Genomic DNA, 22,563 nt, shown 5'->3' on the forward strand with positions numbered 1-22,563 from the left:
CGACGCCCCGATCTCGGGCCACTGGTTCTCGGCCCAGTTCCAGGAGCTGCTGGACAACGCCTACCCGCCGCTGAACTGACGCCTCCCCGCCCCTCTCCCCCGGCGCGCGCCGAGGGGGACCGCCGAACAGGGCGCCCGTCCACCCAGGGGGTGGGCGGGCGTCCGCCACGGCCTGGGATCATGGGCCGGGGCCTTCCCCTGGAGGCCAGGAACCGGATCGGGGAGGAACCGCGTGGCGAACCTGCTGGAGACCGACACCGTCGTGGTCGGCCTGGGGGCGATGGGGGCGCAGGCCCTGTGGCGCCTGGCCCGGTCCGGCGTCGACGCCGTCGGGGTGGAGCAGTTCTCCCCCGGCCACGACCGGGGTTCCAGCCACGGGGAGTCCCGCATCATCCGCACCGCCTACCTGGAGGGCGCCGAGTACGTGCCGTTCGTCCGAGCGGCCTGGCGTGCCTGGTCGGAGCTGGAGGAGGCGTCCGGGGAACGGCTCGTGCTGCGCACCGGGGCGCTGATGGCCGGCGCGCCGGACAGTGCCGCCGTCGCCGGGTCGCTGGCCGCGGCCCGGCACCACGGACTCTCCTGCGAGCTGCTCTCCGCCGACGAGGTCCGCACCCGCTTCCCCGGCCACCGGCTGCGCACGGGCGAGGTCGGCGTGTTCGAGGAGGACGCCGGCGTGGTCCTGCCCGAGGCGTCGATCCTGGCGGCCGTCCGGCTCGCCGGGGCGGCGGGGGCACGGGTGCTCACCGGGGCCGTGGCGACCCGGATCGAACCGGATCCGGACCGGCCCCGCGTGGTGGTGGGCGACACGGTGATCCGCGCCCGGAGGGTCGTCGTCACCGCCGGCGCGTGGCTCCCCTCACTGGTGCCCGAGGTGGCCGGCCTGGGCGGGGGGATCACGGTCGAGCGGCGGGTGCTGGGCTGGTTCCGCACCACGGGCGACCCGGCCGCGCACGTGGCCGGCCCGGTGTTCGCCCGGGACGGGGACGACTGCACCTGGTACGGGTTCCCCAGTCTGGACGGGGGCCGGACCGTCAAGATCGGCGTGCACGCCGAGGCCCCCGGCCCGAGGCGCGAGGGGGCGCAGTGGGGTGAGCCGGTGGACCCGGACGCGGGGCCGCGCGAGCCCGGCCCCGCCGACGCCCGCAGGCTCGGCGAGCTGACCTCGGGGCTGCACGGCGTCGAGGCCCTTCCCGAGCGCATGGCCTCCTGCATGTACACGATGACGTCGGACGAGCACTTCGTCATCGGCCACCGCAGGGAGCTTCCCGGGCTGGTGCTCGCCGGGGGCTTCTCCGGGCACGGCTACAAGTTCGCGTCCGCCGTCGGCGAGGCCCTGGCCGACCTGGCCGGGGACGGCCGGACCGACCTGCCGATCGGCCTGTTCGACCCGCACCGCTGGGACTGACGCGGGCGCCGGGGAGGGCTGGACCGGCCGGTCGCGGTGCGCCGTGCGATCATCGCTCACACGCGCGGCGCGAGCGCGCCGACCCCTCCCGGAAGGACCACCATGAACCGTCCCACCGTCCAGCGGACCGCGCTCGTCACCGGCGCGTCGTCGGGTATCGGCGCGGCCGTGGCCGCCGCACTGGTCCGGCGCGGCTACCGCGTGTACGGCACCAGCCGCAGACCCGGGTCGGTGGCCGAGCCGGTGCCGGGCGTGGAGTACCTGGCCCTGGACCTGGCCGACGAGGCGTCGGTCAAGGCGTGCGCCTCCGCCGCCGGCGACGTGGACGTGCTGGTCAACAACGCCGGTGAGAGCCAGAGCGGCCCGTTCGAGGAGTTGCCCCCGGACGCCGTGGAGAGGCTGTTCCGGATCAACGTGTTCGGGGCCGTGCGGCTCACCCAGCTCCTCCTCCCGGGGATGCGCGGGCGCGGGTACGGCCGGGTGGTCATGGTGGGGTCGATGCTGGCGAGCTTCCCCCTGGCGTACCGGTCGTCCTACGTCGCGTCGAAGGCGGCGGTCAAGGGGTTCGCCGACGCCCTGCGCCGCGAGGTGTCCCCTTTCGGGGTGGGGGTGGCCACGGTGGAACCGGGGTCGATCAACACCGGCATCAGCGAGCGGCGGACCCAGTACCTGCGCGACGGTTCCCCGTTCGCGGGCGAGTACCGCACCATGCTCACCGCGCTCGACGCCAACGAGTCGGCCGGGATCTCCGCGGGCCGGGTCGCCCGGACCGTCGTGCGGGCGATCGAGGCGGACCCGCCGCGGCCCCTGTACGCGGTCGGCAGCAACGCGCCGGTGGTGTTCGCGCTGCGCAGGCTCTTCCCCCGCTCGCTCGTCCTCGCCGTGGTCGCCCGCAAGCACGGGCTGTAGGCGGTCGGCCCGCCGTACCGGAGCGCGACCGGGCGGGGCGCACGGGACGCGGCGCCGGCATCCGCGAGGATGGGGAGCCCGCGACCGAGATCCGAGGAGCACGCCATGAGGCAGCAGGTCCACTTCATCACGCTCGCCACCCCCGACCTGGACGCGGCCCGCCGCTTCTACCGTGACGGACTCGGCTGGGAGCCGCTCATGGACGTCCCGGACGAGATCGTCTTCTTCCAGGTCGCGCCCGGGCAGGTGCTGGGCCTGTTCGACGCGGAGAAGTTCGACCGGGACCTGGGGCTGCCGCCCGGGACGTCGGGGTTGTCGGGGGTGACCCTGTCGCACAACGTCGACGGCCCCGAGGAGGTCGGGCGGACCGTGGACGCGATGGCCGCGGCGGGCGGGACCGTGCTCAAGAGCCCGCGGCGGGGCGAGTTCGGGGGCATCTTCCACGCGCACGTCCGGGACCCCAACGGGGTGGTGTGGGAGGTCGCGCACAACCCGGGGTGGAGCGTGGACGCCTCGGGGCGGGTGGTTCTCGGCTGACCCGCTCCGGGCGTCCGGGGGGGGCGGGACGCGGTCGGCTGTTGCCGCGGGGCCGACCGGCGCCGGGGAGGGGGGTGCCCTAGGTTGGGCGGTGAAGGTCGAAGTCAACGGTGGAGAGGTGCCGCGTGAGCAGCGTCGTCAAGTTCAACGTCCTGACCGTCCCCGAGGGTGCCGGGGCCACACTGGAGGAGCGCTTCGCCAAGCGGGCCGGGCTGGTGGAGAACCAGCCGGGGTTCGAGGAGTTCCAGCTCCTGCGCCCGGTCGAGGGCACCGACAAGTACCTGGTGTACACCCGTTGGCGCTCCGAGGAGGACTTCCAGAACTGGGTGGGCGGCCAGGCGTTCAAGCACGGGCACGCCCAGGCCGCCGCCGACGCGGGACGGAGCGGCGAGGCGACCGGACACGGGCACGGGCAGGGCGGACCGGCCGCGACCGGCAGCGAGATCTGGGGGTTCGAGGTCGTCCAGCACGTCAGGGCCGGCGCCTGAGTCCCCGGACCGGCCCTCCGCGCCGGGCCGCGGTCGCGGAGGCCGGTCCGCCGGCGGGCGGCCTCAGCCCCGGGGCTTGCGGGCCTCGACGAGGAAGCGGGTCGTGGTCGCCGTGAACGCCCCCTCGCGCCGGATGTGCTCGTGCATGTCCAGGAGCCGTTCCCGGTAGGCCTCGACGGTGAACCCCGGCACCATCCAGATCACCTTGCGCAGGAAGTAGACGACCGCGCCGACGTCGAAGAACTCCGTGCGCAGCCGTTCCAGGCGCAGGTCGACGACGTCGAGCCCGGCCGCCCTGGCCGCCTCGCGCGCGTCGTCCGGGTGCCGGGACCGGCGGTCCTCCTCCGGGCGCGGTCCCAGGAAGAACTCCACCACCTCGAACACGCTCTCCGGCCCCACCTGCTGGGAGAGGTAGGTGCCGCCGGGGGCGAGCACGCGGGCGATCTCCTCCCACCACGTGGCGACGGGGTGCCGGGAGACCACCAGGTCGAACGCGCCGTCCGCGAACGGCAGCGGGCGGCCGTCCTCGGTCGCGACCACCGCGACGCCCCGCGGGTGGAGCAGCCGGGTGGCCGCGGCGACGTTGGGCGGCCAGGACTCGGTCGCCACCGCCGTCCCGGGGAGTTCGGGGACACCGGCCAGCACCTCGCCTCCCCCGGTATCGATGTCGAGGGCGGCGGAGGCGCAGGCCATGCGCTCCCCCATCGTGCGCTGATAGCCCCAGGAGGGGCGCTGTTCGGCGGCCCGGCCGTCCAGCCACGAGAAGTCCCAGCCCTCCGTGGGCTCCGCCTCGGCCTCGGCCACGAGTTCGTCGAATGATCGTTCCATGGGTCCATCGTCCCCGGCGGCCCCGTCCGCGGCCACCCGGTTTCGGTCGCCGCCCGGCGGCGGGCCCCGCCCTCCTCCCGCCCCGGAGGCGGCCCCGGGACGGCGGCCGGGCAGGATGGTCGACCATGAGAACCCTCGCCCGCCGCCTCGGAAGCGTCGCCCCCGTCCCCGCGGTCGCCGCCGGCCTGATCGCCGTCCTGGTCGGGGTGACCAGCTCGGCGGCGATCGTGTTCACCGCCGCCGAGGCCGCCGGGGCGTCCTCCGGGGAGATCGCCTCGTGGATGCTCGCCCTGGGCGTGGGCATGGCGGTGACCTGTGTGGGGCTGTCGCTGCGCTACCGGGCCCCCGTGGTCACCGCGTGGTCCACGCCGGGCGCGGCGCTGCTGGCGGTGGGCCTGGACGGGGTGACGATGGCGCAGGCCGTCGGGGCGTTCCTGTTCTCGGCCGCCCTGATCACCCTGAGCGGGGTCACCGGCTGGTTCGAGAGGGTGATGGACCGGGTCCCCGTCCCGCTCGCGGCGGGGCTGCTGGCCGGGGTCCTGCTCCAGTTCGGGGTCGGCCTCTTCACGAGCATGGAGGACGACTTCGCGGTGGTGGCCGCGATGTTCGCGGCGTACCTGCTGTCCCGGCGGTGGCTGCCGCGCTACGCCGTGATCCTGTCCCTGGCCGCGGGCGCGGCGGCCGCCGCCGCACGGGGGACCCTGGACCTGGGCGGGGTGCGGCCCGCGCTCGCCGCTCCGGTGTTCGTGGTGCCCGAGTTCTCGTGGCAGGTGCTGGTGAGCGTGGGCGTGCCGCTGTTCGTGGTGACCATGGCGTCCCAGAACCTGCCCGGGGTGGCGGTCCTGCGCGGCGACGGCTACCGGGTGCCGGTCTCCCCCGTGATCGGATGGACCGGGGCGACCAACATGGTGCTGGCCCCGTTCGGGTGCTTCGGGATGAACCTGGCGGCGATCACCGCGGCCATCTGCACCGGTCCGCAGGCCCATCCCGACCCGGAACGCCGCTACCTCGCGGGGGTGTGGGCGGGGGTCTTCTACCTGTGCGTCGGCGTGTTCGGGGCGACGGTGGCGTCCCTGCTGGCCGCCCTGCCCGCCACCCTGGTCCTGGGGATCGCGGGGATCGGCCTGCTCGGGACGATCGGGGGGTCGCTGGCGTCCGCGCTGTCGGACGAACGGTCCCGGGAGGCGGCGGTGGTGACGTTCCTGGCGACGGCGTCCGGGTTCACGCTGCTCGGGGTGGGGTCGGCGTTCTGGGGCCTGGTCGCGGGCGTGCTGACGCTGGTGGTGACCGCCTCCCGGCGCGGAGCGCGCGGCGGGGAGGCCTCCCCCGGGCGGAGGCCGGGCGCATGACCCCGCGGCCGGGGCCGGGGAGGGCGACCGGAAAACCGCTTGTGCACCGGCGCCGGCCACCGCTAGAACTGTCCCGTCCCGGCCGGAACGGCTCCGGGGCCGCGACCAGGAAGGAGGCACAGCCGTTGTTCACCGCAACCACCGCACCCGTGCCCTCCCGGGGAGCCTGCCACGGCTGACCCCGTGCGGACGGGCGCACACACCGAAGGTGTCGCCTTGACCGTCAGTACGAACGATCTGACCATCCGACCGATCACCGGTCCCGGTGAGCTGGACCTCTTCTCCCGGCTCCCTTACACGCTGAACACCGAACTCGCCGACGACCTCGCCCACGGACGGCGCCGGCCCTCGTGGATGTGGGTCGCCCTGGACGGCGACCGCCTGCTGGCCCGCCTGTCCTGGTGGTGCCGCGGCGGCGACGACGCGCCGCTCCTCCTCGACATCCTGGACGTGGACGACGGCGCCGGGGACGTCGACCGCGTGGGCGTCGCCGGACTCCTGCTGCGCACGGCCTCCGCGGCCACCCTGGCGGAGGGGGCGAACCCGCCGGAGTACCTGCGCTACGTCTCCGCCGCCTGGCGCGAGGACCCCGCGGAACGGCGTGCCGTGGAGGAGCGCATGGCCGCCGTCGAAGGCGAGGGCGGATCCCTGCTCGTCGAACGCCTGCGCCTCGAATGGACCCCCGGGGGCGCCGCGCCGCGCCCGGGCGACCGCCTCCGGTTCCGTCCCGTGCGGGACGACGCGGAGCTGCTCGGTCTGACGGCCCGGGTCCTGGAAGGGACCCTGGACGCCCACCACTGGGGCGATCTCGCGCACAGGTCCGCGGAGCAGATCGCCGCCGACCAGTACGCGGAGGAGTTCGAGCGGTACACGACGCCCCGCGGCTGGTGGCGGATCGCGACGCTCCCGGACGGCGGGCCCGTCGGGTTCGTGCTGCCTGCCCGCAACGACTACCACCCGGTGATCGCCTACATCGGGGTGCTCCCCGAGCACCGCGGCCACGGGTACGTCGACGAGATCCTCGCGGAGGGGACCCGTGTCCTCGCCGAACAGGGGGTCGACAGGATCCGGGCGGCGACGGACATCGGCAACACGCCGATGGCCGCGGCGTTCCGCCGGGCGGGGTACACGACGCTCAACGCGGTCGTCGACATGACCTGGAGGTAGCCCGGGACGGCGTCCTCCTCAGGTCGCCCTGTCCCCGGTGCGGGGCCCGCACCGGGGGCGGCCCCGGCGGCGCCGACCGGACCGGCGGCCGAGCGGTCCAGGGTCGGGAGGCCCGTGCCACCCTTGTGGAAGGTCCCGAAGAAGCCGCGCCGGAAGCACGCGCCGACCGGCTCCCGCGCCCGCCTCAGGCCGTCGCGAGGATGCGGCCGGCCTCCGCCACCCCCGCGACGAGGTCCTGGGGGTCGGCCGTCATCCCCGCCACCACGAGGTCCACCTCCTCCAGACCCGCCCGGGCCAGGAGCTCCTTGTCGTTGGTGACCCACTCCCCCCGGCCGGCCAGTACCGCGTGCGCCGTGTGGGAGGCCGCCTGGGCGACCAGGCCCGCGGTCTGGGCGACCCTGCCGCGGGGCGCGTGGTTGCGCTCGGCGTAGGCCAGGGTGGCGGAGGCCAGACCGCGCCAGACCGGTGGCGCGGACCGGCGCAGCGCCTCGGGGTAGTCGGGCCGGGGCAGGTCCCCGACGAGGACGCGGCCGATCGCGAGTTCGGCGACGACGAGGTAGCTGGGGATGCCGACCAGGTGGAACATGAGCGGCTCCACCCGGAACCGGCCCGCGCCCGCCTCGGCGAGCTCGTGTTCGACGACGTCGAGGTCGCGGTAGTGCACGTCCACGGCCCGTCCGTCGATCCGCAGCCAGGCTCCGCCGTTGAAGACGCCGCCGCCCCAGTCCCCGAGCTCCGAGACCTCGCCGGGCCAGCCCGTGTCCCGCAGGTCCTGCGGGTCGAACCCGCCCCGGTAGTAGAGGGCCAGGTCCCAGTCGCTGTCGGGCCGGTGGGAGCCCTGGGCCCTGGAGCCTCCGAGGGCGACGGCCCGCACGTCGGGGAGGGAGGCGAGCCGGTCGGCGGTGGCGGCGAGGAAGCGCTCGTCGTCGGAAGTGGTCATCGGACCATCATCGTGCACCCCGACCGGCGGCCTCCACGGGTTTTCCCGCGGCGGACGCGAGCCGTGCTCAGCCGCCGGAGCGCGCCTGCGCCGTCACGGTCGCGGCGCCGGAGCGGGGCTCCCGGTAGGTGCCCCATCGCAGGAGGCGTTCTGCGGGTCCGCGCGCCCCCGTGCGCCGCATGACGTCGGCGATCACCACGGTGGCCAGCCAGACGGCCGCGCCGACCAGGACCGAGCCGAGCTCGGAGAGACCCGACGCCAGGCCGAGCGCGTACGGCGCGAACAGCACGGTCCACCCCACCGACTGCAGGAGGTAGCACGTCATCGAGCGCTGGCCGGTGGCCGCCAGCGCCCGGACCACCGGGCCCCGCCGGTCGCCGAGGCGGACCGCGAGCAGGGCGATGAGCGCCGCGTAGCCGAAGCCGCCCGCGTAGCCGGTGAGCAGGTGCAGCCAGGCGAGAGCGGTCTCGGCCGCGCCGGCGGCCTCCCACAGCCCGGCCGAGGCCAGGCCGTACGGCAGTCCCCCCAGAACGGCGACGGGGATGCCGGCGAAGGCGCTCCGGCGCAGCAGGCCGAGGTGGGGACCGGGCTCCTCCATGACGCGGCGGCGGGCCGCCCACACCCCCACGGCGAACGGGAACACCGACGTCATCAGGAGCATCGGGGTCATGACCGGCCACGTGAACAGCCGTGTCACCATGTCCGCCAGCGGGCTCCCGGTGAGGACCCCTCCCCCGGCGGCGGGGTCGGTGAAGGAGGGGACGGTGTTGAGGAAGGCGTAGACCAGCGTGCCGAGGGCCATCCAGGTGAACCCGTGGGCGAGCAGCCTCCGGTCGCCGACGTGGAGGAGCCCGGCGAACATGAGGGCGATGAGCCCGTAGACGGCGATGATGTCACCGAAGAAGAGCAGGACGGTGTGCAGGACCCCGATGAGGACCAGCCAGCGCCCCCTTCTGCGGACCAGGGAGCGCACCCGCGGCCAGGGCTGCCCCTCGGCCACGCGACGCAGGTGGATCCGGGCGAGCCCGTAGCCGAACAGCGCGGCGAACATGGGGTAGCCGCGCCCCTCGGCGAACGTCATCACGAAGACCGTGGTGGCGGCGTCGAACGCCGCACCCGGCGCCTGCGGGTCGCCGCCGACCATCTCCTGGAAGATGTGGGCGTGCACGATGGCGATCACCAGCAGCATCACGCCGCGGGACAGGTCGGGCGCCAGGGACCGCCGGCTGAGCGGGACGCCGCCGGAGGCGGGGGTTCCGGGGGGAGGTGGGAGGGACACGGGAAGCTCCGTTCACGCCGCACGGGGGCAGGGCGGGGCCAGGTGGATGGGGATTGGATACGATGGCGTATCCAACGACGTTTTTAAGATACGACACCGTTTCTTGTTTGGGAAACCGATTCCCGGCCGGAAGCGGCCAGGGGAGGCAGGGTTGGCGGACGACGTGGCGCGGGACCGGGCCGGGGAGCGCCCCGGCGGACAGGAGGAGGCCCCCTCCGGGGGCGGGGGCGCGCGGGACCGCACGCGGCCGGACGCGCCCCGGGCCACGCGCAGGCGCGGGAGGGAACTGCTCGACGCCATCCACGAGGCGGTCCTCGCCGAGGCCGCCGAGGTCGGCCTCTCCCGGCTGTCCATGGAGGGCGTCGCCCGCCGCGCCGGTACCGCGAAGACCTCCCTGTACCGGCGCTGGCCCACCCCCGGCGACATCCTGATCGACGCGATGTACCACACCCTCCCGCAGGAGGTGCCCACACCCGGGGCCGACGACCTGCGGGGGGACCTCGTCCGCGCCCTCATGCTCCTGCGGGGCGTCATGGTCGACGGCAACCGCGGCCAGGCGATGTTCGCCGTAGTCGCCGAGGCACGGCACCACCCCGACCTGTACAGGCGGTTCACGGAGGAGGTGTTCGACGCGCGCGGCGGTCGCTTCACCCGCACCGTGCTCGAGCACTACGCCGGGCGGGGCCGGATCGACCCCGCACGGGTCACACCCCTCACCGTCGACATCGGCGAGGCCATGATGATCAAGTACGGCATGGACCACCAGGCCTTCCCCGACGAGGAGTACGTGGCCCGGATCGTGGACGAGGTGATCCTGCCGGCCGTCGGCCGGGACCCGCGCGACGGGCGGCCGCCGGGCGACGACCCGACGTAGGCTCCGGCCGACCGCGGCCCCGGGGCACGGCGGCCGGCCCGCCGGGGCGGGACCCCCGCCCGGATCCGCTCACCCGCCGCGCCGCGCCCCGGTCCCCCCGCGGCGCACCCTGGCGCGGACGGCCCCCCTCGTGTCGCGCCGGGCCATCCGGCGGGCCCGGGTGGCGAGCGGGATGTCGCGCGCCCGCCGGACCCCCTCCCCCTCCTCCGCCCGGAGGGAGCGCACGAGCCCGGCCATCATGAAGAAGCCGATCGCGAAGAACGGCAGGCCGAACACGATGATCGTCTGCTGCAGGGCGTCCAGGCCGCCCACGCCCGTCGCGGTGAGGACCGTCGCGGCGACCACGCCCTCGGTGACACCCCAGAACACCCGCTGCCGGACCGGGGTGACGGCGTCGCCCGAGCACAGCATGTCCACGACCAGGGACGCCGAGTCCGAGGACGTGGTGAAGAAGATGACCACGATGAGGATCGAGGCGGCCGAGACGAACGTGGCCATCGGGAAGTGCTCCAGGAACGCGAACAGAGCGCCCGGTATGTCCTGCTCCACGGCCACCTCCCGCACCAGCCCTCCGCCCCGGTTCATCTCGATGTCGAAGGCCGACAGGCCGAAGACGCCGAACCACACGATGCTGAAGGCCGTGGGCAGGACGAGCACGCCGAGCACGAACTCGCGGATGGTGCGGCCCTTGGAGATACGGGCGATGAAGATGCCGACGAACGGCGACCAGGTGATGGTCCACGCCCAGTAGAAGACCGTCCAGGCGCCCTGCCAGCCGGTGTTGCCGAAGGTGTCGTTCCAGAACGACAGCGGGACCAGCCGCTCCAGGTACACGCCGACGGTCTCGATGGTGCCCTTCGCCAGGTAGAGCGGGGAGGACGCCAGGAAGACGAACACCAGCAGGGCGACGGCGAGGACGACGTTGAGCAGCGAGAGCCACTTGATCCCGACGTCGAGCCCCGAGGCCACCGAGGCGACCGCGACGGCCGTGACCACGGCGATCAGGACAAGCTGCGTGAGGCGGCTCTCCTCGATGCCGAACAGCGTGTTGAGGCCGCTGTTGATCTGCATGGTCCCCAGGCCGATGGTGACGGCCACGCCGAACAGCGTGCCGAGGACCGCGACGATGTCGACGGTCCTTCCCAGCGGACCGTCGATCCGGTCGCCGATGAACGGGTGGAAGACCGAACTGACCCGGAACGGCAGGCCCTTGCGGTACACGAAGTAGGCGAAGGCCAGCGCCGGCAGGCAGAAGATCGTCCAGGTGTGCAGGCCGAAGTGGTACAGCGTGAACCCCATGGCCTGCCTGGCCGCCTCCACCGACTCCGGCTCGACGTCCCCCTGAGGCGGGTCCGCGTAGTGGCTGATGGGCTCGGCCACGCCCCAGAACATGAGGATGCTGCCGATCCCGGCCGCGAAGAGCATGCAGAACCAGGCGAGGTTGCCGTACTCCGGCGCACTGCCCGGGGGGCCGAGCCGCACACCGCCGTAGCGGCTGCACGCGATCCACACGAGAAAGGCGAGAAAGGACGTCACCCCGAGGATGTAGAGCCATCCGAGATGGGTCAGGATCCATTGCGAGGCGGCACCGAAGACGGTGTCCACCGTGTCGGTGAAGACGATGGCGCACACCACGAAGACGACGGTCAGTGCGGCGGAGGTGAAGAAGATCGTCGGGTTCGTGTCGAGCCCGAGCACGTGTGCCAGTTTTTTCGACATGCACTGCCCTCTGGTGTTTCGGGTGCTTTCGGCGCGCGGGCGGGACCGGGGATCTCGGAGCGGCCCCGGGCAAGGATACGCATCGGGAAAGACAGATTCACCCACGTCCATTTCATAGGAAATGACACCGATCCCGTTTTAAATAAAGATTCCTGCCACACTGTGCTCTTTTAGATCAAAACACCAGAAAAACCTGAAAGGACGGCGCCGCGCAGGGCGGCCGGGAGCACGGCGGAGGCACGCGGAGGGGCCGTCCGTTCGGCGGCGCGGCGCCGGAGGACGGGCGGACGGAACCGGGGGACGCGGAAGCGGCTCACACGTCCGGCCCGCCGCGTCGGCGCGGGGGGCGGCGGGAGCGCGGCGGCGGGGCCGCGCCCGTGTGCGGCGGGAGGCCGCCACGGGGGCGGGTCAGGCGTCGAGCCCGCGCAGCAGCTCGCACACCCTCTCGGGCTGCTCGTACAGCGACAGGTGGCCCGCGCCCTCGATCGTGTGGACCCCGGTGTTCAGGAACCGGCGGGCCGGCCCGTGCAGGCGCGCGGGGGAGAAGAAGGGATCGTGCGATCCGGTCGCCACGGCGACCGGCGTGTCCGCCCAGGCGCGGAACTGCTCGCCGTGGAGCGGGTTGGGCGTGGTGCCCGTGCGGCAGTAGCGGGCCACCATGGTCAGCCACTCGGCCTCGGCGCGGCGCTCGGCGCACTCCTCCGCGGACGGGCCGCTGAGGAACTCGACGAGGCGACCGCTGGTCTGCTCGTTGGGGTGGATCATCCAGGGCAGCGTCGCGCGCATCGACTCCGAGCTGACACCGGCGGCGGTGAGCCCCGCGGGGTTGAGCAGCAGCATCCCCGCGACCAGCGGGGACGGGGTCGAGGCGAGCGCGATGGCGGCGCCGCGCGAGTGTCCCAGCACCAGGACGGGCCCGTCGGTGATCCGGGGCAGGAGCTCGTCCAGCCACGCGCCGTAGGTCTCGATCCTGGTCCCGCCGACCCGCTGGCTGCAGCTGAGGCCGGGCTGTCCGGGGACGTCGACCAGCAGCACCGGCCGGTCCGCGGACAGGGCGCGGGCGGCGGGGACCGTGGTGGCGGCGTTGAAGTTGGTGCCCGACAGGACCAGTACCGGGGTGCCGGCACCGCCTTCGGCGCGAAAGGCCTGCGTGCTCCCCAGACGGGTCTCCACAGGCGGAAGGGGCCCGAGTTCGGGCCACTGGCTCAGGGCTTTGTGGCACCAGGCGTGGACGGAGCGCTCGGCGTTCTCCGAGCGGTACACGCGTGCGGCACGAAGGGGGACGACGGTCATGGATCTGGTTTCGCGTAGAGGAGAGCTGGTGTCCGCCGTCGTATGTTTCCCGGCGCACCAGAGGGACTGTACGCCTCTGTTCGGCACCACGCCACTCGGGGGCGGCGAAGGTCCTGACCCGAGACGTCCAGCAGGTCCATACCCCTTGCGGACCGGCCCTTGGGAAGGGTGTGGGCCGTGGTGCGCGCGCGTACCGTTTCGTCCGGTTCCGGCCATGCGCAGGGCGAGACGTTTACTTCACGCCCCAGCCGTTTCGTACCGCGAAAGACGCTCCCGGGCTGTTTCCACAGCCCGGGAGCGTCGGATGATCCCATCCCCGGGCCCGGTCACGGCCCCGGAGGAGACGGCTCTCAGCCGAGGGTGTCGGGGTCCGGACCGATCCGGCCGTCACGGTTCAGCGACCCGATCTTGTCCATGTCGTCACCGGACAGCTCGAAGTCGAAGACGTCGAAGTTCTCCCGGATCCGCGACGGGGTCACGGACTTGGGGATCACGACGTTGCCGCTCTGGATGTGCCAGCGCAGCACCGCCTGTGCGGCGGACTTGCCGTGCGCGGCGCCGATCGCGCCGAGCACGGGGTCCTGCAGCAGGTCCTTGCCCTGGCCCAGGGGGCTCCACGCCTCGGTGACGACGCCGTGCCGGGCGTTGGCCGCCCGCATGGCCTCCTGGGAGAAGTAGGGGTGCAGCTCGATCTGGTTGACGGCCGGGACCACGTCTCCCTCCTCCACGACGCGGTCCAGGGTCGCGGCGGTGAAGTTGGACACCCCGACGGCCTTGGCCCGCCCCTCGGAGTGGATGCGCTCCAGGGCCTTCCAGGTCTCGACGTAGGCGCCCCTCGCCGGCGCCGGCCAGTGGATGAGGTACAGGTCGACGTAGTCCAGGCCGAGCCGGTCGAGGCTGGCGTCGAAGGCCTTGAGCGCGTTGTCGTACCCCTGGTCGTCGTTCCACAGCTTGGTGGTGACGAACAACTCCTCCCGGGGGAGGCCCGACGCCGCGAGCGCACGGCCCGTACCGGCCTCGTTCTCGTACAGCTTGGCCGTGTCGATGCTGCGGTAGCCGCTCTCCAGGGCGGTCTCGACGGCGGCCTGGGCCGCGTCGTCGGCGACCTGCCAGACACCGAACCCGAGTTGCGGCATCGTGAGGCCGTTGTTCAGCGTGACGTACTGCATGGAAGCCTTTCCGTGGTCACGGAGGTCCGTGGTGGCTGCGGGGCGTGCACCCATGATGGCAACCTGGAGTGCACTCCAGGCAAGGGCTCAGTCGGCGAGGCGGACCAGCATCTTGCCGGTGTTCGCCCCCCGCATCATGTCGAGGAAGGCCCGGACGGCGTTGTCGATGCCGTCGACCACCGTCTCCTCGGTGCGCAGCTCCCCGTCCGCGATCCAGCCCGCCGCCAGCCGGGCGTACTCGGCCGCCAGGTGGGCGTGGTCGCCGACGATGAACCCGCGCAGGTTGAGCCGCTTGCCGACCGCGAGGAACAGGTTGTCCGGCCCCGGGACGGGCTCGGTGGCGTTGTACTGGGAGATCGCGCCGCACAGGGCGATCCGCCCGTGGTCGCGCATCGCCGCGATGGCCGCCCGCAGGTGGTCGCCTCCGACGTTGTCGAAGTAGACGTCGATCCCGTCGGGCGCGGCCTCGGCGAGCTGCCCCTCCAGGTCGCCCTCGCGGTAGTCGATGGCGGCGTCGAAGCCGAACTGCTCGACGACCCGGCGCCGCTTCTCCGGGCCGCCCGCCGATCCGACCACGCGGGAGGCCCCGAGCTTGCGGGCGATCTGGCCGGCGATCGAGCCGACCGCTCCCGCGGCTCCCGAGACGAACACCACGTCGCCCTCCTTCACGGGGGCGACCTCGACGAGCCCGGCGTAGGCGGTGAGGCCGATCATGCCGAGGACGTTGAGGTAGTTCTCGACGGGGGCGAGGCCGGGGTCGACCACGCGCGCCGCCCCGGCGGGCAGGAGTGCGTACTCGCGCCACCCGGCGGAGTGCAGGACCGTGGCGCCGACCGGGACGTCGTCGCTGCCGGAGGCGACCACGGTGCCCACCGCACCGCCGTCCATCGCCTCGCCGAGGCGGTAGGGCGGGACGTAGGACTTGGCGTCGTTCATGCGGCCCCGCATGTAGGGGTCCACGGAGATCCACGAGTTGCGCACGAGGACCTCCCCGGCTCCGGGGTCGCCGACCTCGGTCTCGACGAGGGAGAAGTCGGCGGGCTCGGGCTCGCCGGAGGGGCGGGCGACGAGATGGACTTCCCTGCTGGTGACTGGCATGGCGCAACCTCCGGACGTCGTGTGCGGTGGACCGGGCTGCCCCGGTCCAGGCAGACACTAGTGCGGCAACGTATTCGTCCACCAATAAAATCGGCAAGGTGACCTATAGAGATTCCAATGGATCGGTTGCCGGGTCGCTGGACCTCCAGCAGCTGCGCACCTTCCTGGCCGTGCACAGGTCGGGCTCCTTCACCGCGGCCGCCCAGCTGTTGCGGCTGTCACAGCCGACGGTGACCACGCAGATCCGCTCGCTGGAGCGGAGGCTGGGCCACGAACTGTTCGACCGGCTGCCCCGGGGCGTGGCCCCCACCGCCGAGGCCAACGACCTGGCCGCCCGGATCGCCGAGCCGCTGGACGCCCTGGAGGCGGTGGCCGGGGAGAACGGCGGCGACGCGGCCTCCCCGCCCGTGCCGCTGCGGCTGGCGGGGCCCGCCGAGGCGCTCCACTGCCTGGTCCTGCCCGCCCTCGCCCCGCTGGTGGAGGAGGGGGTGCGGCTGCGGGCCCGGACCGGACCGGCCGACGACCTCCTGGACGGACTCCGCTCGGGCAGGCACGACCTGGTGCTGTCGACGGTGCGGCCGCGCGGTCGCACGCTGGTCGCCGATCCGCTGGCGGACACGGAGTCCGTCCTGGTCGCGTCGCCCGGGTGGGCGCGGCGGATCCACCGCGAACGGCTGGGCCGCCAGGGCTCCTCGGCGCTGTGCGCGATCCCCCTGGTGGCGTACGACGACGACCTGCCCCTCCTGCGCCGGTACTGGCGCCACGTGTTCGGCGTGCGGCTGACCTGCACGCCCGCGGTCACCGTGCCCGACCTGCGCGGGGTGCTGGCGGCGGTGGTCGGCGGCGCCGGGGTGACGGTGCTGCCGCGGTACCTGTGCCAGTCGGCGCTGGAGGACGGCCGCCTGGTCGCGCTCCTGGACCCGGCGGATCCGCCCGTCGACACGGCCTACCTGGTGCGGCGCCCGGGAGCGGGCCATCCGCACCTGGAGAAGGCGTGGAAGCGGTTGACGGAGGCCGCCGCCCGGCCGTGAGGGCGGCCGGAGGGGTCGGCCGTGCGCCGCACCGCGCGGTCTCCGCCCCGTCGGCGAGGGGTCCGGGCCCCGGGGCCGGTGGGATCGCGCCCCGGCGCTCCTGGCGCGGCTCCCGCCGGAAACCGCCCGAACCCGCCACCCCCGGGGGGAGTCCTATCCGGGGCGGGCGCGACCGTCCGCGGGACACGGAGGTCGGGGTCATGAATCAGGTGGGGACACGGGGAACGGCTCCTGCGGCTCCGGCCGCCCGCCGCCGTCGCTCGGCGGCCGTGACCGTCCTGGTCGCGCTGGCGGCGGCGGGCTTCGCGGTGTTCGCCGCGCTGCGGGGGCTCGGCCTGGAGCGGGGATGGCCGCTGGTGCCCGCGCTGGCCTACACCCCGTACGTGCTGGGGGCCGCGCTCCTGGCGGCGACGGCCGCGGGCCTGCTGCGGCGGTGGGTGCCGCTGGCCGTGCTGGTCGCGGCGGCGGCCGTCCTCGCGGCGGCCGTCGTACCGCGCGCGATCCCCTTCGGGATCTCCGGGGCCGGCGGCCCGGAGCTGCGGGTCATGAGCCTGAACGCCCTCGGCGGCGGCGCCGACGTCGCCGAGGTGGTCGCACTGGTGCGCGACCGCGAGGTGACGGTCCTCGCCCTCCAGGAGGTCACACCGGACCTGTTGGAGGCCCTGTCCGAGGCCGGGCTCGACGACCTCCTCCCCCACACCGTCGACCACTCGGCCGCGGGTGTGCACGGCAGCAGCGTCCACGCGGCCCTCCCCCTCACCGACCTGGGCGACGCGGCGGCGGGGACCGGGGCGTTCGCGATGCCCCGCGCCGGCATGGAGGTGCCCGGGTACTCCTTCCCCGTGGAGGTGGTGTCGGTGCACCCCCTGCCTCCCCTGGCCCCCGGGACCATGGACGGGTGGCGGGACGGGCTGCGCGCCCTGCCCGGTCCCGGGGACGCGGAACCCGCGGCCGCGGACCCCGGGAACCGCCTCCACCGGCCGGGTCTCAGGATCCTGGCCGGCGACTTCAACGCCACCCTGGACCACGCCGAGCTGCGCCGCGTCCTGGACGAGGGCTACGTGAGCGCCGCGACCGTCCACGGCCGGGGGCTGGAGCCCACATGGCCGACGGGGGGCGGGCTGCCCGGCGTCACCATCGACCACGTGCTGGTCGACGAGTCGATGGGCGTCGGCGCGTTCGAGGTCGTGGAGGTCACGGGCAGCGACCACCGGGCGGTCCTCGCCCGGGTGACGCTGCCCGAGGGGCGGTGAGGGCCCGGCGCCGGAACGGGCGTGTCCACGGGGCCGTGGGCCTGGCTCGCCGGAGGGGGTCTCCCCGGGAGCCGGCGACACGGTCTACCGTCGGCTCATGAGCGAGCTGACCGAACCGATCACCGGCACCCGCCTCCAGGTGGTGCTCCCCGACGAGTCCCCGGAGATGCCCCCGAGGACCCTGACCGACCTGGGCGTCCGGGCGGAGGAGCTGGGGGTGGACGCCGTGTGGCTTCCGGACCACCTGCTGCCGCCCGCCCCGTACGGGACCACGTTCGGCGGCGTGTACGAGCCGCTGGTGACCCTGGCGCACCTGGCCGCCCGCACCACGCGGATCCGGCTGGGCACGTCGGTGCTGGTGGCGCCGTTGCGGGACCCCCTGGTCCTCGCGAAGCAGGCGGCGACCCTGGACGCCCTGTCGGGAGGGAGGTTCGTGCTGGGGGTGGGCGTCGGCTGGTCCGAGGAGGAGTTCGCCGCGGTGGGGGCCGACTTCGCCACACGCGGGGCCCGGACGGACGAGACGCTGCGGCTGCTGCGGCACCTGTTCGGGGGCGGCGGCCCGTTCGAGGGCCGGTTCCACTCCTACGGGAGCGGCGTGTTCGAGCCCCGCCCGGCGCGTCCCGTGCCGGTGATGGTCGGCGGCGCCTCCGACCGGGCGCTGCGGCGCGCGGCCGAGTGGGGCGACGAGTGGCAGGGCGTCGGACTGACCGCGGAGAAGTTCGTGGCGGCGCGCAACCGGCTGCGGTGCCTGACCGACCGCCCCGTCCGGTCGGGCACCCGGATCGCCTGGTCCGGGGACGAGGAGGGCTTCGGCCGCGCCGTGGAGCTGTTCCGGGAGCTGACGGCCGCCGGGGCGGACTCGGTGGCGGTGTGGTTCGGCGACGCGGAGGGGTTCGGCGGGCGCATGGAGAGGTTCGTGGCGGCGCTGCGCTGACCGAGCCGCGCGGGGCGGTCCCTACTTCTGGGAGCCGAGGACCCCCCGCCCCCCGTACTTCTTGTGGACGGCCTGCTTGGAGACGCCGAGGGCCTCCGCGACCTCGGCCCAGGTGGAGCCCCGGTTGCGCGCCCGGCGCACGAGTACGGCCTCGACCCGCTCCATCTCCCTGCGGACGCGCATCGTGGCGTCGAGACCGGCCAGGGGGTCGTCACCGTCGGTGGCGCGGGCGAGGGCGATCAGCTGTTCGGTGTCCATGGGTCAACTGTAATTGACCGCCCTCCGGCGGCCGACCGCGGGCGGGGCGCGTCCCGCCCGTTCCGGCCGCCGCGCGCCGCACCGGGTTCTGGCACCCTGGAGGAGCGACCGATCCGGAACCGAGGGGGCGACGTGGGCGGCTACGACGGGGCGACGGTGCTGTTCGACCTGGACGGCGTGCTGGTGGACTCCATGGAGAGCGTCCGCGCCGGCCTCACGGCGTGGGCCGCCGAACGCGGCCTCGACGTGGACGAGGTCCTGGAGCACAGCCACGGGCGCACCGACATCGGACTGGCGCGCCTGGTCGCCCCGCACCTGGACCCGGTCGAGGAGGCCCGGCGGATCGAGGCCCACGAGGCCGCCGCGGGCGACGGGGTCCGGGCACTGCCCGCGGCCCTGGGCCTGCTCACCGAACTCGACGCCCGCGGGCGCCCCTGGGCGGTCGTCACGTCCGGGGGCGACAGGATCGCCCGCTCCCGCCTCGGGACGGCCGGATTGCCGTTCCCCCGGGTGCTGGTGACCGCCGACGACGTCACCGAGGGCAAGCCCGACCCCGAGCCGTACCTGCTGGGCGCCGAGCGCATGGGGGTCTCCCCGCAGAGGTGCGTGGTGGTGGAGGACTCCCCCAACGGGGCGAGCGCCGGGATCGCCGCCGGGATGCCCGTGCTCGCGGTGGCGACCACGAGCCCTCCGTCGGAGCTCGCGCACGCGACCACGGTGGTGGCGGACCTCGCGGCCGTCGCCCGGCTGCTGCTCTGACGGTGCGGCGCGGGTCCGACCGGTCGGGCGCCCGTGCGGCGGGCCCCGCGGGGGTGCGCACCGGCGGACCCTGTATCCGTGGACCGGACGGACCCGTACCGGTTCGGGGGTGCCGTACCCCCCTGTCCTCCGAGGAGAGCCCATGCCCACCACCCTCGTCATCGACCGCGCCCGCGCCGAGGACGTGGCGGCGATCGTCGCCCTGCTCGCCGACGACGTGCTCGGCTCGCGACGCGAGGACCCGGACGACCACGCCTCCTACCTCGCGGCGTTCGAGGCGATCGACGCCGACCCCCGGCACGTCCTCGCCGTGGCGCGCCGCGACGGGAGGGTGGTCGCGACCCTGCAGCTGACGATCCTTCCCGGTCTCTCCCACCGCGGCGCGACACGCGCACAGGTGGAGGGGGTCCGCGTGCACGCGGACGAGCGGGGCAGCGGTGTGGGCTCGGAGATGATGGCCTGGGCCGAGGCGGAGGCGCGCGGACGCGGGGCGAAGGTGCTCCAGCTGACCTCGGACTCCACGCGCGGTGACGCGCACCGCTTCTACGCCGGTCTCGGGTACGCCGCCTCCCACGTCGGCTTCAAGAAGCGGCTCGCCTGACCCGTGCCGCCGGCGCGGCCCGTGACCGGTTCCGTCCGGCGGTGGCCGCGCCCCGGCCCGCGCGGGCCCGCCACGGGTCGACGAAACCGGGGCGGCAGCGGGCCGGGGCGCGCCCCTCCGGGCTCAGCCCTCGCGGCGGGCGAGGAAGAGCCTGGACGTGTAGGGGATCCGCACCTCCCCCTCCGGGAAGTGCTCGGCGACGAGCGCGGCGAGGGCGTCGCGGGTGCGCCGCTCCCCGATGTTGCGGACCACCGCGGCCACCTTGCTGGAGGACAGGGCCGTGCCGACGAAACCCTCGGGGTCGAGGACGCGCGTCCAGGAGGCGCTGCTCTCCACCGCGTCGGCCAGGCCGTCGGCGGCGTTCATCTCGCCCGCGGTGTCGTAGGCCCGGTAGTCGCGGCGGTGGTCGTCCCCGTACTCCTCCAGGAGGCCCTCGTAGGCGTCCACGAACGCGCCGGCGGTCCAGTCGCGGTCGTTGTTGAGGACCGCGACGGTCCCGCCGGGCGCGAGCAGCCGCGCGGCCTCGGCGTAGAACGCGGGCCGGTCGAACCAGTGCACGGCCTGCGCCGCGAGCACGAGGACGGCCGAGGAGTCCGGGAAGGGGACCTCCTCGGCCCTGCCCTCGACGAACTCGACCCCCTCGGGGGCATCCGCCTCGGCCGTGCGCCGCATGGCCCGGCCGGGTTCGACCCCGACGATCCGGGGCGCGGGACCGAACACGCGGCGCAGGGCCCGTGTGGAGATCCCGGTCCCCGCGCCCACGTCGAGCATCAGCCACGGCGCGGGCCAGGATCCCCGCTCCCCGGCGCGGACGTGCCCGTCGAGCCGTTCGAGGAGCGCCGCGGGGTAGTCGGGGCGGTAGCGGCGGTAGTCGTCGGTGAGCTGGTCGAACGCCTGGGTCCTGTCGGCCACGGGGGTCCTCTCCGTCATGGGCTTCCTGTGCGGAACCTACCGGACACACACCGTGGCGGCCCCGGCGGACGTTCCGCCGCGGCCGGGACCACGCGGGCGAGGACGGGGCTCCGGGCGCCGGGGCTCCGGGCCCCGGACGCCTCCGAGGACCGGGCGTCCCGGCGTCGTCCGCCCCCCGTTCACAGGGCGATGAGGCCCGCCCGGGTGGGGGCGAACCCGCACGCCCGGAGGTAGAAGGGCTCCAGGTGCGGCTCGAAGTCCACGTGCAGCCACCGGCACCCGGCGTCCCGGGCCCGCTCGGTGGCGAGGCGCACCAGCCCGGCGCCGATCCCGGCGCGTCGCAGGCGCGGGTCGGTCACGGTGTCCAGGACGAACGCGTGGACGCCCCCGTCCCAGACCACGTTGACGAAGCCGACGAGCTCGTCCCCCCGGCGGGCGCACACCCAGCCCAGGCTGTGGTCGTTGACGCGCCCCCACACGTCCGCCGCGTCCCCGGGCGCGTACCCGAACCCTCGGGCGTGGAGGGCGTCGACCTCGGCGTTGTCGAAGGCTCCGCGCCAGATGTGCTCCACGGTCATCCGCGTGATCCTAGCGGAGGGGCGTCGCGCCGCAGGGGGCGGGAAACCCCTGGGAGGCGTGCGGCGACTAGCGTGGACACGCCCGTCCCGCCCACCAGGAAGCCGCCGCGTGTCCACGTCAGAGAAGTTCCAGAGTGTGTTCGTGGCGACGGCCGCGCTGGGCGGGCTGGGCCTGGGCCTGCTGCTGCCGGTCGGCGGGGCGGCCGGGCACCTCGTGCTGCCCGCCCTGATGCTGATGCTGACAGCGGTGTTCGTGCAGGTCGACGCCGGCCAGGTGCGGGAGGCGCGCTCCGCGCGCTCCGCCGTCGCCGCCGGCCTCGTGCTCAACTTCGTGTTCACACCGCTGCTCGCGGGCGCCCTGGGCGCCGGGCTGCTCGGCGACTCGCCCGACCTGCGGATCGGCCTCCTCCTGCTGCTGGTCACCCCGTGCACGGACTGGTACCTGGTGTTCACCGGCCTGGCCCGGGGCCACATGGGCATGGCCGCGGCGGTGCTGCCGGTGAACCTGGTCCTCCAACTCCTGCTGCTGCCCGTGTACGTGCTGCTCCTCGGCGGCGACGCGGCGATGGTGGACACGGGGACCCTGGTGGAGGCGGTCCTGCTGGTCCTGGTGGTCCCCCTGGTCCTGGCGGTGGCCGCCCGGTGGGCGGCCCGCAGGTGGAGGGGCGCCGCCTGGCGGGACGGCGTCATGGCGCCCCGGGCCTCCCGCGCGGTGCTCCCGCTGCTGTACGCGGCGGTGCTCGCCATGTTCGCCTGGCAGGCGCGCACGGTCGCCTCCCACCTGGGCGACCTGGCGGGCCTGGTCCCGCCCCTGGTCCTGTTCTTCGTCGTCGCGCCGTCGGCGGCCCTGCTCGCGTCGCGCCTGCTGCGCCTTCCCCCCGAACAGCGGGTCACGCTGGTCATGACGACCGCGGCGCGCAACTCGCCGATCGCGCTGGCGATCGCCGTGGCGGCCTTCCCCGACCGGCCGCTCGTCGCGGTGGCGCTGGTGGCCGGCCCGCTCCTGGAACTGCCGGTGCTGGCCCTGCTCTCCCAGCTCGTGCGGGTGCGCCCGCGAGCCGACGCGCCCGGAACCTGAGCCCCGGGCCGCCTCCCCACCGCGGCCGCCCCGTCCTCGCAGGTGAACGGGGCGCGCACCGGCCGACACACCGGAACGGGGCACGCCCGCGCCCGGGAACCGAC

At 74.5% G+C, this 22,563-nt stretch carries 23 protein-coding genes; 13 read left to right on the plus strand and 10 right to left on the minus strand.

Translation table 11 applies throughout. The annotated features are described in order from the left end of the window. Positions 1-232 precede the first annotated feature (232 nt). From solA to ABZ234_RS30725, 4 genes are all read left to right on the plus strand, one after another. On the plus strand, positions 233-1,405 hold the full coding sequence (solA, locus tag ABZ234_RS30710) for an N-methyl-L-tryptophan oxidase (protein ID WP_267948501.1): 1,173 nt from the start codon (positions 233-235) through the stop codon (positions 1,403-1,405). Positions 1,406-1,507: 102 nt separating this feature from the next. Then, positions 1,508-2,314 (plus strand): SDR family oxidoreductase, encoded by an 807-nt coding sequence (locus tag ABZ234_RS30715; RefSeq protein ID WP_355014343.1) that lies wholly within the window; start codon positions 1,508-1,510, stop codon positions 2,312-2,314. A 105-nt stretch (positions 2,315-2,419) separates the two neighbouring features. After that, complete coding sequence (locus tag ABZ234_RS30720; RefSeq protein ID WP_355014344.1) at positions 2,420-2,851, plus strand: VOC family protein; 432 nt, start codon at positions 2,420-2,422, stop codon at positions 2,849-2,851. A 125-nt stretch (positions 2,852-2,976) separates the two neighbouring features. Further along, on the plus strand, positions 2,977-3,339 hold the full coding sequence (locus ABZ234_RS30725) for an antibiotic biosynthesis monooxygenase (RefSeq protein WP_330162448.1): 363 nt from the start codon (positions 2,977-2,979) through the stop codon (positions 3,337-3,339). A gap of 63 nt (positions 3,340-3,402) precedes the next feature. Here the strand turns inward: ABZ234_RS30725 and ABZ234_RS30730 are convergent, their stop codons facing one another. Continuing rightward, entirely contained in the window at positions 3,403-4,167 is a 765-nt protein-coding gene (locus ABZ234_RS30730) for a class I SAM-dependent methyltransferase (RefSeq protein WP_355014345.1), read from the minus strand. Between the two features lie 125 nt (positions 4,168-4,292). On the opposite strand from ABZ234_RS30730, the gene ABZ234_RS30735 reads away from it, so the two are divergent. Next, positions 4,293-5,516 carry a benzoate/H(+) symporter BenE family transporter gene (locus tag ABZ234_RS30735; RefSeq protein WP_355014346.1) on the plus strand — a complete coding sequence of 408 codons (1,224 nt, stop codon included), beginning with the start codon at positions 4,293-4,295 and terminating at the stop codon, positions 5,514-5,516. Positions 5,517-5,732: 216 nt separating this feature from the next. Beyond that, positions 5,733-6,683, plus strand: coding sequence for a GNAT family N-acetyltransferase (locus tag ABZ234_RS30740; RefSeq protein ID WP_355014347.1), 951 nt, complete (start codon positions 5,733-5,735; stop codon positions 6,681-6,683). A 184-nt stretch (positions 6,684-6,867) separates the two neighbouring features. Here ABZ234_RS30740 and ABZ234_RS30745 read toward each other — a convergent pair whose 3' ends face one another. Further along, the gene (locus ABZ234_RS30745; protein WP_355014348.1) at positions 6,868-7,623 is read right to left on the minus strand and encodes a nucleotidyltransferase domain-containing protein; all 756 of its coding nucleotides are present in this window, start codon (positions 7,621-7,623) and stop codon (positions 6,868-6,870) included. 67 nt (positions 7,624-7,690) lie between these two features. Beyond that, positions 7,691-8,812 (minus strand): DUF418 domain-containing protein, encoded by a 1,122-nt coding sequence (locus tag ABZ234_RS30750; protein WP_355014358.1) that lies wholly within the window; start codon positions 8,810-8,812, stop codon positions 7,691-7,693. Positions 8,813-9,188: 376 nt separating this feature from the next. Between ABZ234_RS30750 and ABZ234_RS30755 the strand changes: the two genes are divergently transcribed. After that, positions 9,189-9,776, plus strand: a complete 588-nt coding sequence (locus tag ABZ234_RS30755; RefSeq protein ID WP_355014359.1) for a TetR/AcrR family transcriptional regulator — start codon at positions 9,189-9,191, stop codon at positions 9,774-9,776. 69 nt (positions 9,777-9,845) lie between these two features. On the opposite strand, the gene ABZ234_RS30760 is transcribed toward ABZ234_RS30755, so the two are convergent. The 4 genes from ABZ234_RS30760 to ABZ234_RS30775 all read right to left on the minus strand — a co-directional run bounded on the left by ABZ234_RS30760 (position 9,846) and on the right by ABZ234_RS30775 (position 15,055). Next, positions 9,846-11,495, minus strand: a complete 1,650-nt coding sequence (locus tag ABZ234_RS30760; RefSeq protein WP_352986039.1) for a BCCT family transporter — start codon at positions 11,493-11,495, stop codon at positions 9,846-9,848. 408 nt (positions 11,496-11,903) lie between these two features. Next, the gene (locus ABZ234_RS30765) at positions 11,904-12,788 is read right to left on the minus strand and encodes an alpha/beta hydrolase (RefSeq protein WP_267948492.1); all 885 of its coding nucleotides are present in this window, start codon (positions 12,786-12,788) and stop codon (positions 11,904-11,906) included. 350 nt (positions 12,789-13,138) lie between these two features. After that, positions 13,139-13,957 (minus strand): aldo/keto reductase, encoded by an 819-nt coding sequence (locus ABZ234_RS30770; RefSeq protein WP_267948491.1) that lies wholly within the window; start codon positions 13,955-13,957, stop codon positions 13,139-13,141. 87 nt (positions 13,958-14,044) lie between these two features. Then, a complete protein-coding gene (locus tag ABZ234_RS30775; protein ID WP_355014349.1) occupies positions 14,045-15,055 on the minus strand; it encodes an NADP-dependent oxidoreductase in 1,011 nt (336 codons plus the stop codon). Positions 15,056-15,153: 98 nt separating this feature from the next. On the opposite strand from ABZ234_RS30775, the gene ABZ234_RS30780 reads away from it, so the two are divergent. The 3 genes from ABZ234_RS30780 to ABZ234_RS30790 all read left to right on the plus strand — a co-directional run bounded on the left by ABZ234_RS30780 (position 15,154) and on the right by ABZ234_RS30790 (position 18,273). Further along, positions 15,154-16,086: a LysR family transcriptional regulator gene (locus ABZ234_RS30780; RefSeq protein WP_355014350.1), complete on the plus strand. Its 933-nt coding sequence runs from the start codon at positions 15,154-15,156 to the stop codon at positions 16,084-16,086. A gap of 200 nt (positions 16,087-16,286) precedes the next feature. Further along, entirely contained in the window at positions 16,287-17,339 is a 1,053-nt protein-coding gene (locus tag ABZ234_RS30785) for an endonuclease/exonuclease/phosphatase family protein (protein WP_355014351.1), read from the plus strand. A 97-nt stretch (positions 17,340-17,436) separates the two neighbouring features. Beyond that, on the plus strand, positions 17,437-18,273 hold the full coding sequence (locus ABZ234_RS30790) for a TIGR03619 family F420-dependent LLM class oxidoreductase (RefSeq protein WP_352986044.1): 837 nt from the start codon (positions 17,437-17,439) through the stop codon (positions 18,271-18,273). A 21-nt stretch (positions 18,274-18,294) separates the two neighbouring features. Here the strand turns inward: ABZ234_RS30790 and ABZ234_RS30795 are convergent, their stop codons facing one another. Beyond that, a complete protein-coding gene (locus ABZ234_RS30795; RefSeq protein WP_267948486.1) occupies positions 18,295-18,531 on the minus strand; it encodes a hypothetical protein in 237 nt (78 codons plus the stop codon). A gap of 132 nt (positions 18,532-18,663) precedes the next feature. On the opposite strand from ABZ234_RS30795, the gene ABZ234_RS30800 reads away from it, so the two are divergent. Both ABZ234_RS30800 and ABZ234_RS30805 read left to right on the plus strand, forming a co-directional pair. Further along, on the plus strand, positions 18,664-19,290 hold the full coding sequence (locus ABZ234_RS30800) for an HAD-IA family hydrolase (RefSeq protein ID WP_344183985.1): 627 nt from the start codon (positions 18,664-18,666) through the stop codon (positions 19,288-19,290). A 142-nt stretch (positions 19,291-19,432) separates the two neighbouring features. Further along, positions 19,433-19,891, plus strand: coding sequence for a GNAT family N-acetyltransferase (locus ABZ234_RS30805; RefSeq protein ID WP_355014352.1), 459 nt, complete (start codon positions 19,433-19,435; stop codon positions 19,889-19,891). 123 nt (positions 19,892-20,014) lie between these two features. Here the strand turns inward: ABZ234_RS30805 and ABZ234_RS30810 are convergent, their stop codons facing one another. Together ABZ234_RS30810 and ABZ234_RS30815 are read right to left on the minus strand one after the other, a co-directional pair. Next, positions 20,015-20,803 carry a class I SAM-dependent methyltransferase gene (locus tag ABZ234_RS30810; RefSeq protein WP_355014360.1) on the minus strand — a complete coding sequence of 263 codons (789 nt, stop codon included), beginning with the start codon at positions 20,801-20,803 and terminating at the stop codon, positions 20,015-20,017. Between the two features lie 179 nt (positions 20,804-20,982). Next, positions 20,983-21,381 (minus strand): GNAT family N-acetyltransferase, encoded by a 399-nt coding sequence (locus ABZ234_RS30815; protein WP_267948481.1) that lies wholly within the window; start codon positions 21,379-21,381, stop codon positions 20,983-20,985. Between the two features lie 109 nt (positions 21,382-21,490). Between ABZ234_RS30815 and ABZ234_RS30820 the strand changes: the two genes are divergently transcribed. Continuing rightward, a complete protein-coding gene (locus ABZ234_RS30820; protein WP_355014353.1) occupies positions 21,491-22,459 on the plus strand; it encodes a bile acid:sodium symporter in 969 nt (322 codons plus the stop codon). Positions 22,460-22,563: the final 104 nt, after the last annotated feature.

This window comes from Nocardiopsis sp. NPDC006198, assembly GCF_040613895.1.
GTDB lineage: Bacteria > Actinomycetota > Actinomycetes > Streptosporangiales > Streptosporangiaceae > Nocardiopsis > Nocardiopsis tropica.

Coding starts and splice junctions, on each gene's coding strand:
- ABZ234_RS30715 (WP_355014343.1), top strand. CDS start 1,508: ATGAACCGTCCCACCGTCCAGCGGACCGCGCTCGTCACCGGCGCGTCG.
- ABZ234_RS30720 (WP_355014344.1), top strand. CDS start 2,420: ATGAGGCAGCAGGTCCACTTCATCACGCTCGCCACCCCCGACCTGGAC.
- ABZ234_RS30730 (WP_355014345.1), bottom strand. CDS start 4,167: ATGGAACGATCATTCGACGAACTCGTGGCCGAGGCCGAGGCGGAGCCC.
- ABZ234_RS30735 (WP_355014346.1), top strand. CDS start 4,293: ATGAGAACCCTCGCCCGCCGCCTCGGAAGCGTCGCCCCCGTCCCCGCG.
- ABZ234_RS30745 (WP_355014348.1), bottom strand. CDS start 7,623: ATGACCACTTCCGACGACGAGCGCTTCCTCGCCGCCACCGCCGACCGG.
- ABZ234_RS30750 (WP_355014358.1), bottom strand. CDS start 8,812: ATGCTGCTGGTGATCGCCATCGTGCACGCCCACATCTTCCAGGAGATG.
- ABZ234_RS30760 (WP_352986039.1), bottom strand. CDS start 11,495: ATGTCGAAAAAACTGGCACACGTGCTCGGGCTCGACACGAACCCGACG.
- ABZ234_RS30765 (WP_267948492.1), bottom strand. CDS start 12,788: ATGACCGTCGTCCCCCTTCGTGCCGCACGCGTGTACCGCTCGGAGAAC.
- ABZ234_RS30770 (WP_267948491.1), bottom strand. CDS start 13,957: ATGCAGTACGTCACGCTGAACAACGGCCTCACGATGCCGCAACTCGGG.
- ABZ234_RS30775 (WP_355014349.1), bottom strand. CDS start 15,055: ATGCCAGTCACCAGCAGGGAAGTCCATCTCGTCGCCCGCCCCTCCGGC.
- ABZ234_RS30785 (WP_355014351.1), top strand. CDS start 16,287: ATGAATCAGGTGGGGACACGGGGAACGGCTCCTGCGGCTCCGGCCGCC.
- ABZ234_RS30790 (WP_352986044.1), top strand. CDS start 17,437: ATGAGCGAGCTGACCGAACCGATCACCGGCACCCGCCTCCAGGTGGTG.
- ABZ234_RS30795 (WP_267948486.1), bottom strand. CDS start 18,531: ATGGACACCGAACAGCTGATCGCCCTCGCCCGCGCCACCGACGGTGAC.
- ABZ234_RS30805 (WP_355014352.1), top strand. CDS start 19,433: ATGCCCACCACCCTCGTCATCGACCGCGCCCGCGCCGAGGACGTGGCG.
- ABZ234_RS30815 (WP_267948481.1), bottom strand. CDS start 21,381: ATGACCGTGGAGCACATCTGGCGCGGAGCCTTCGACAACGCCGAGGTC.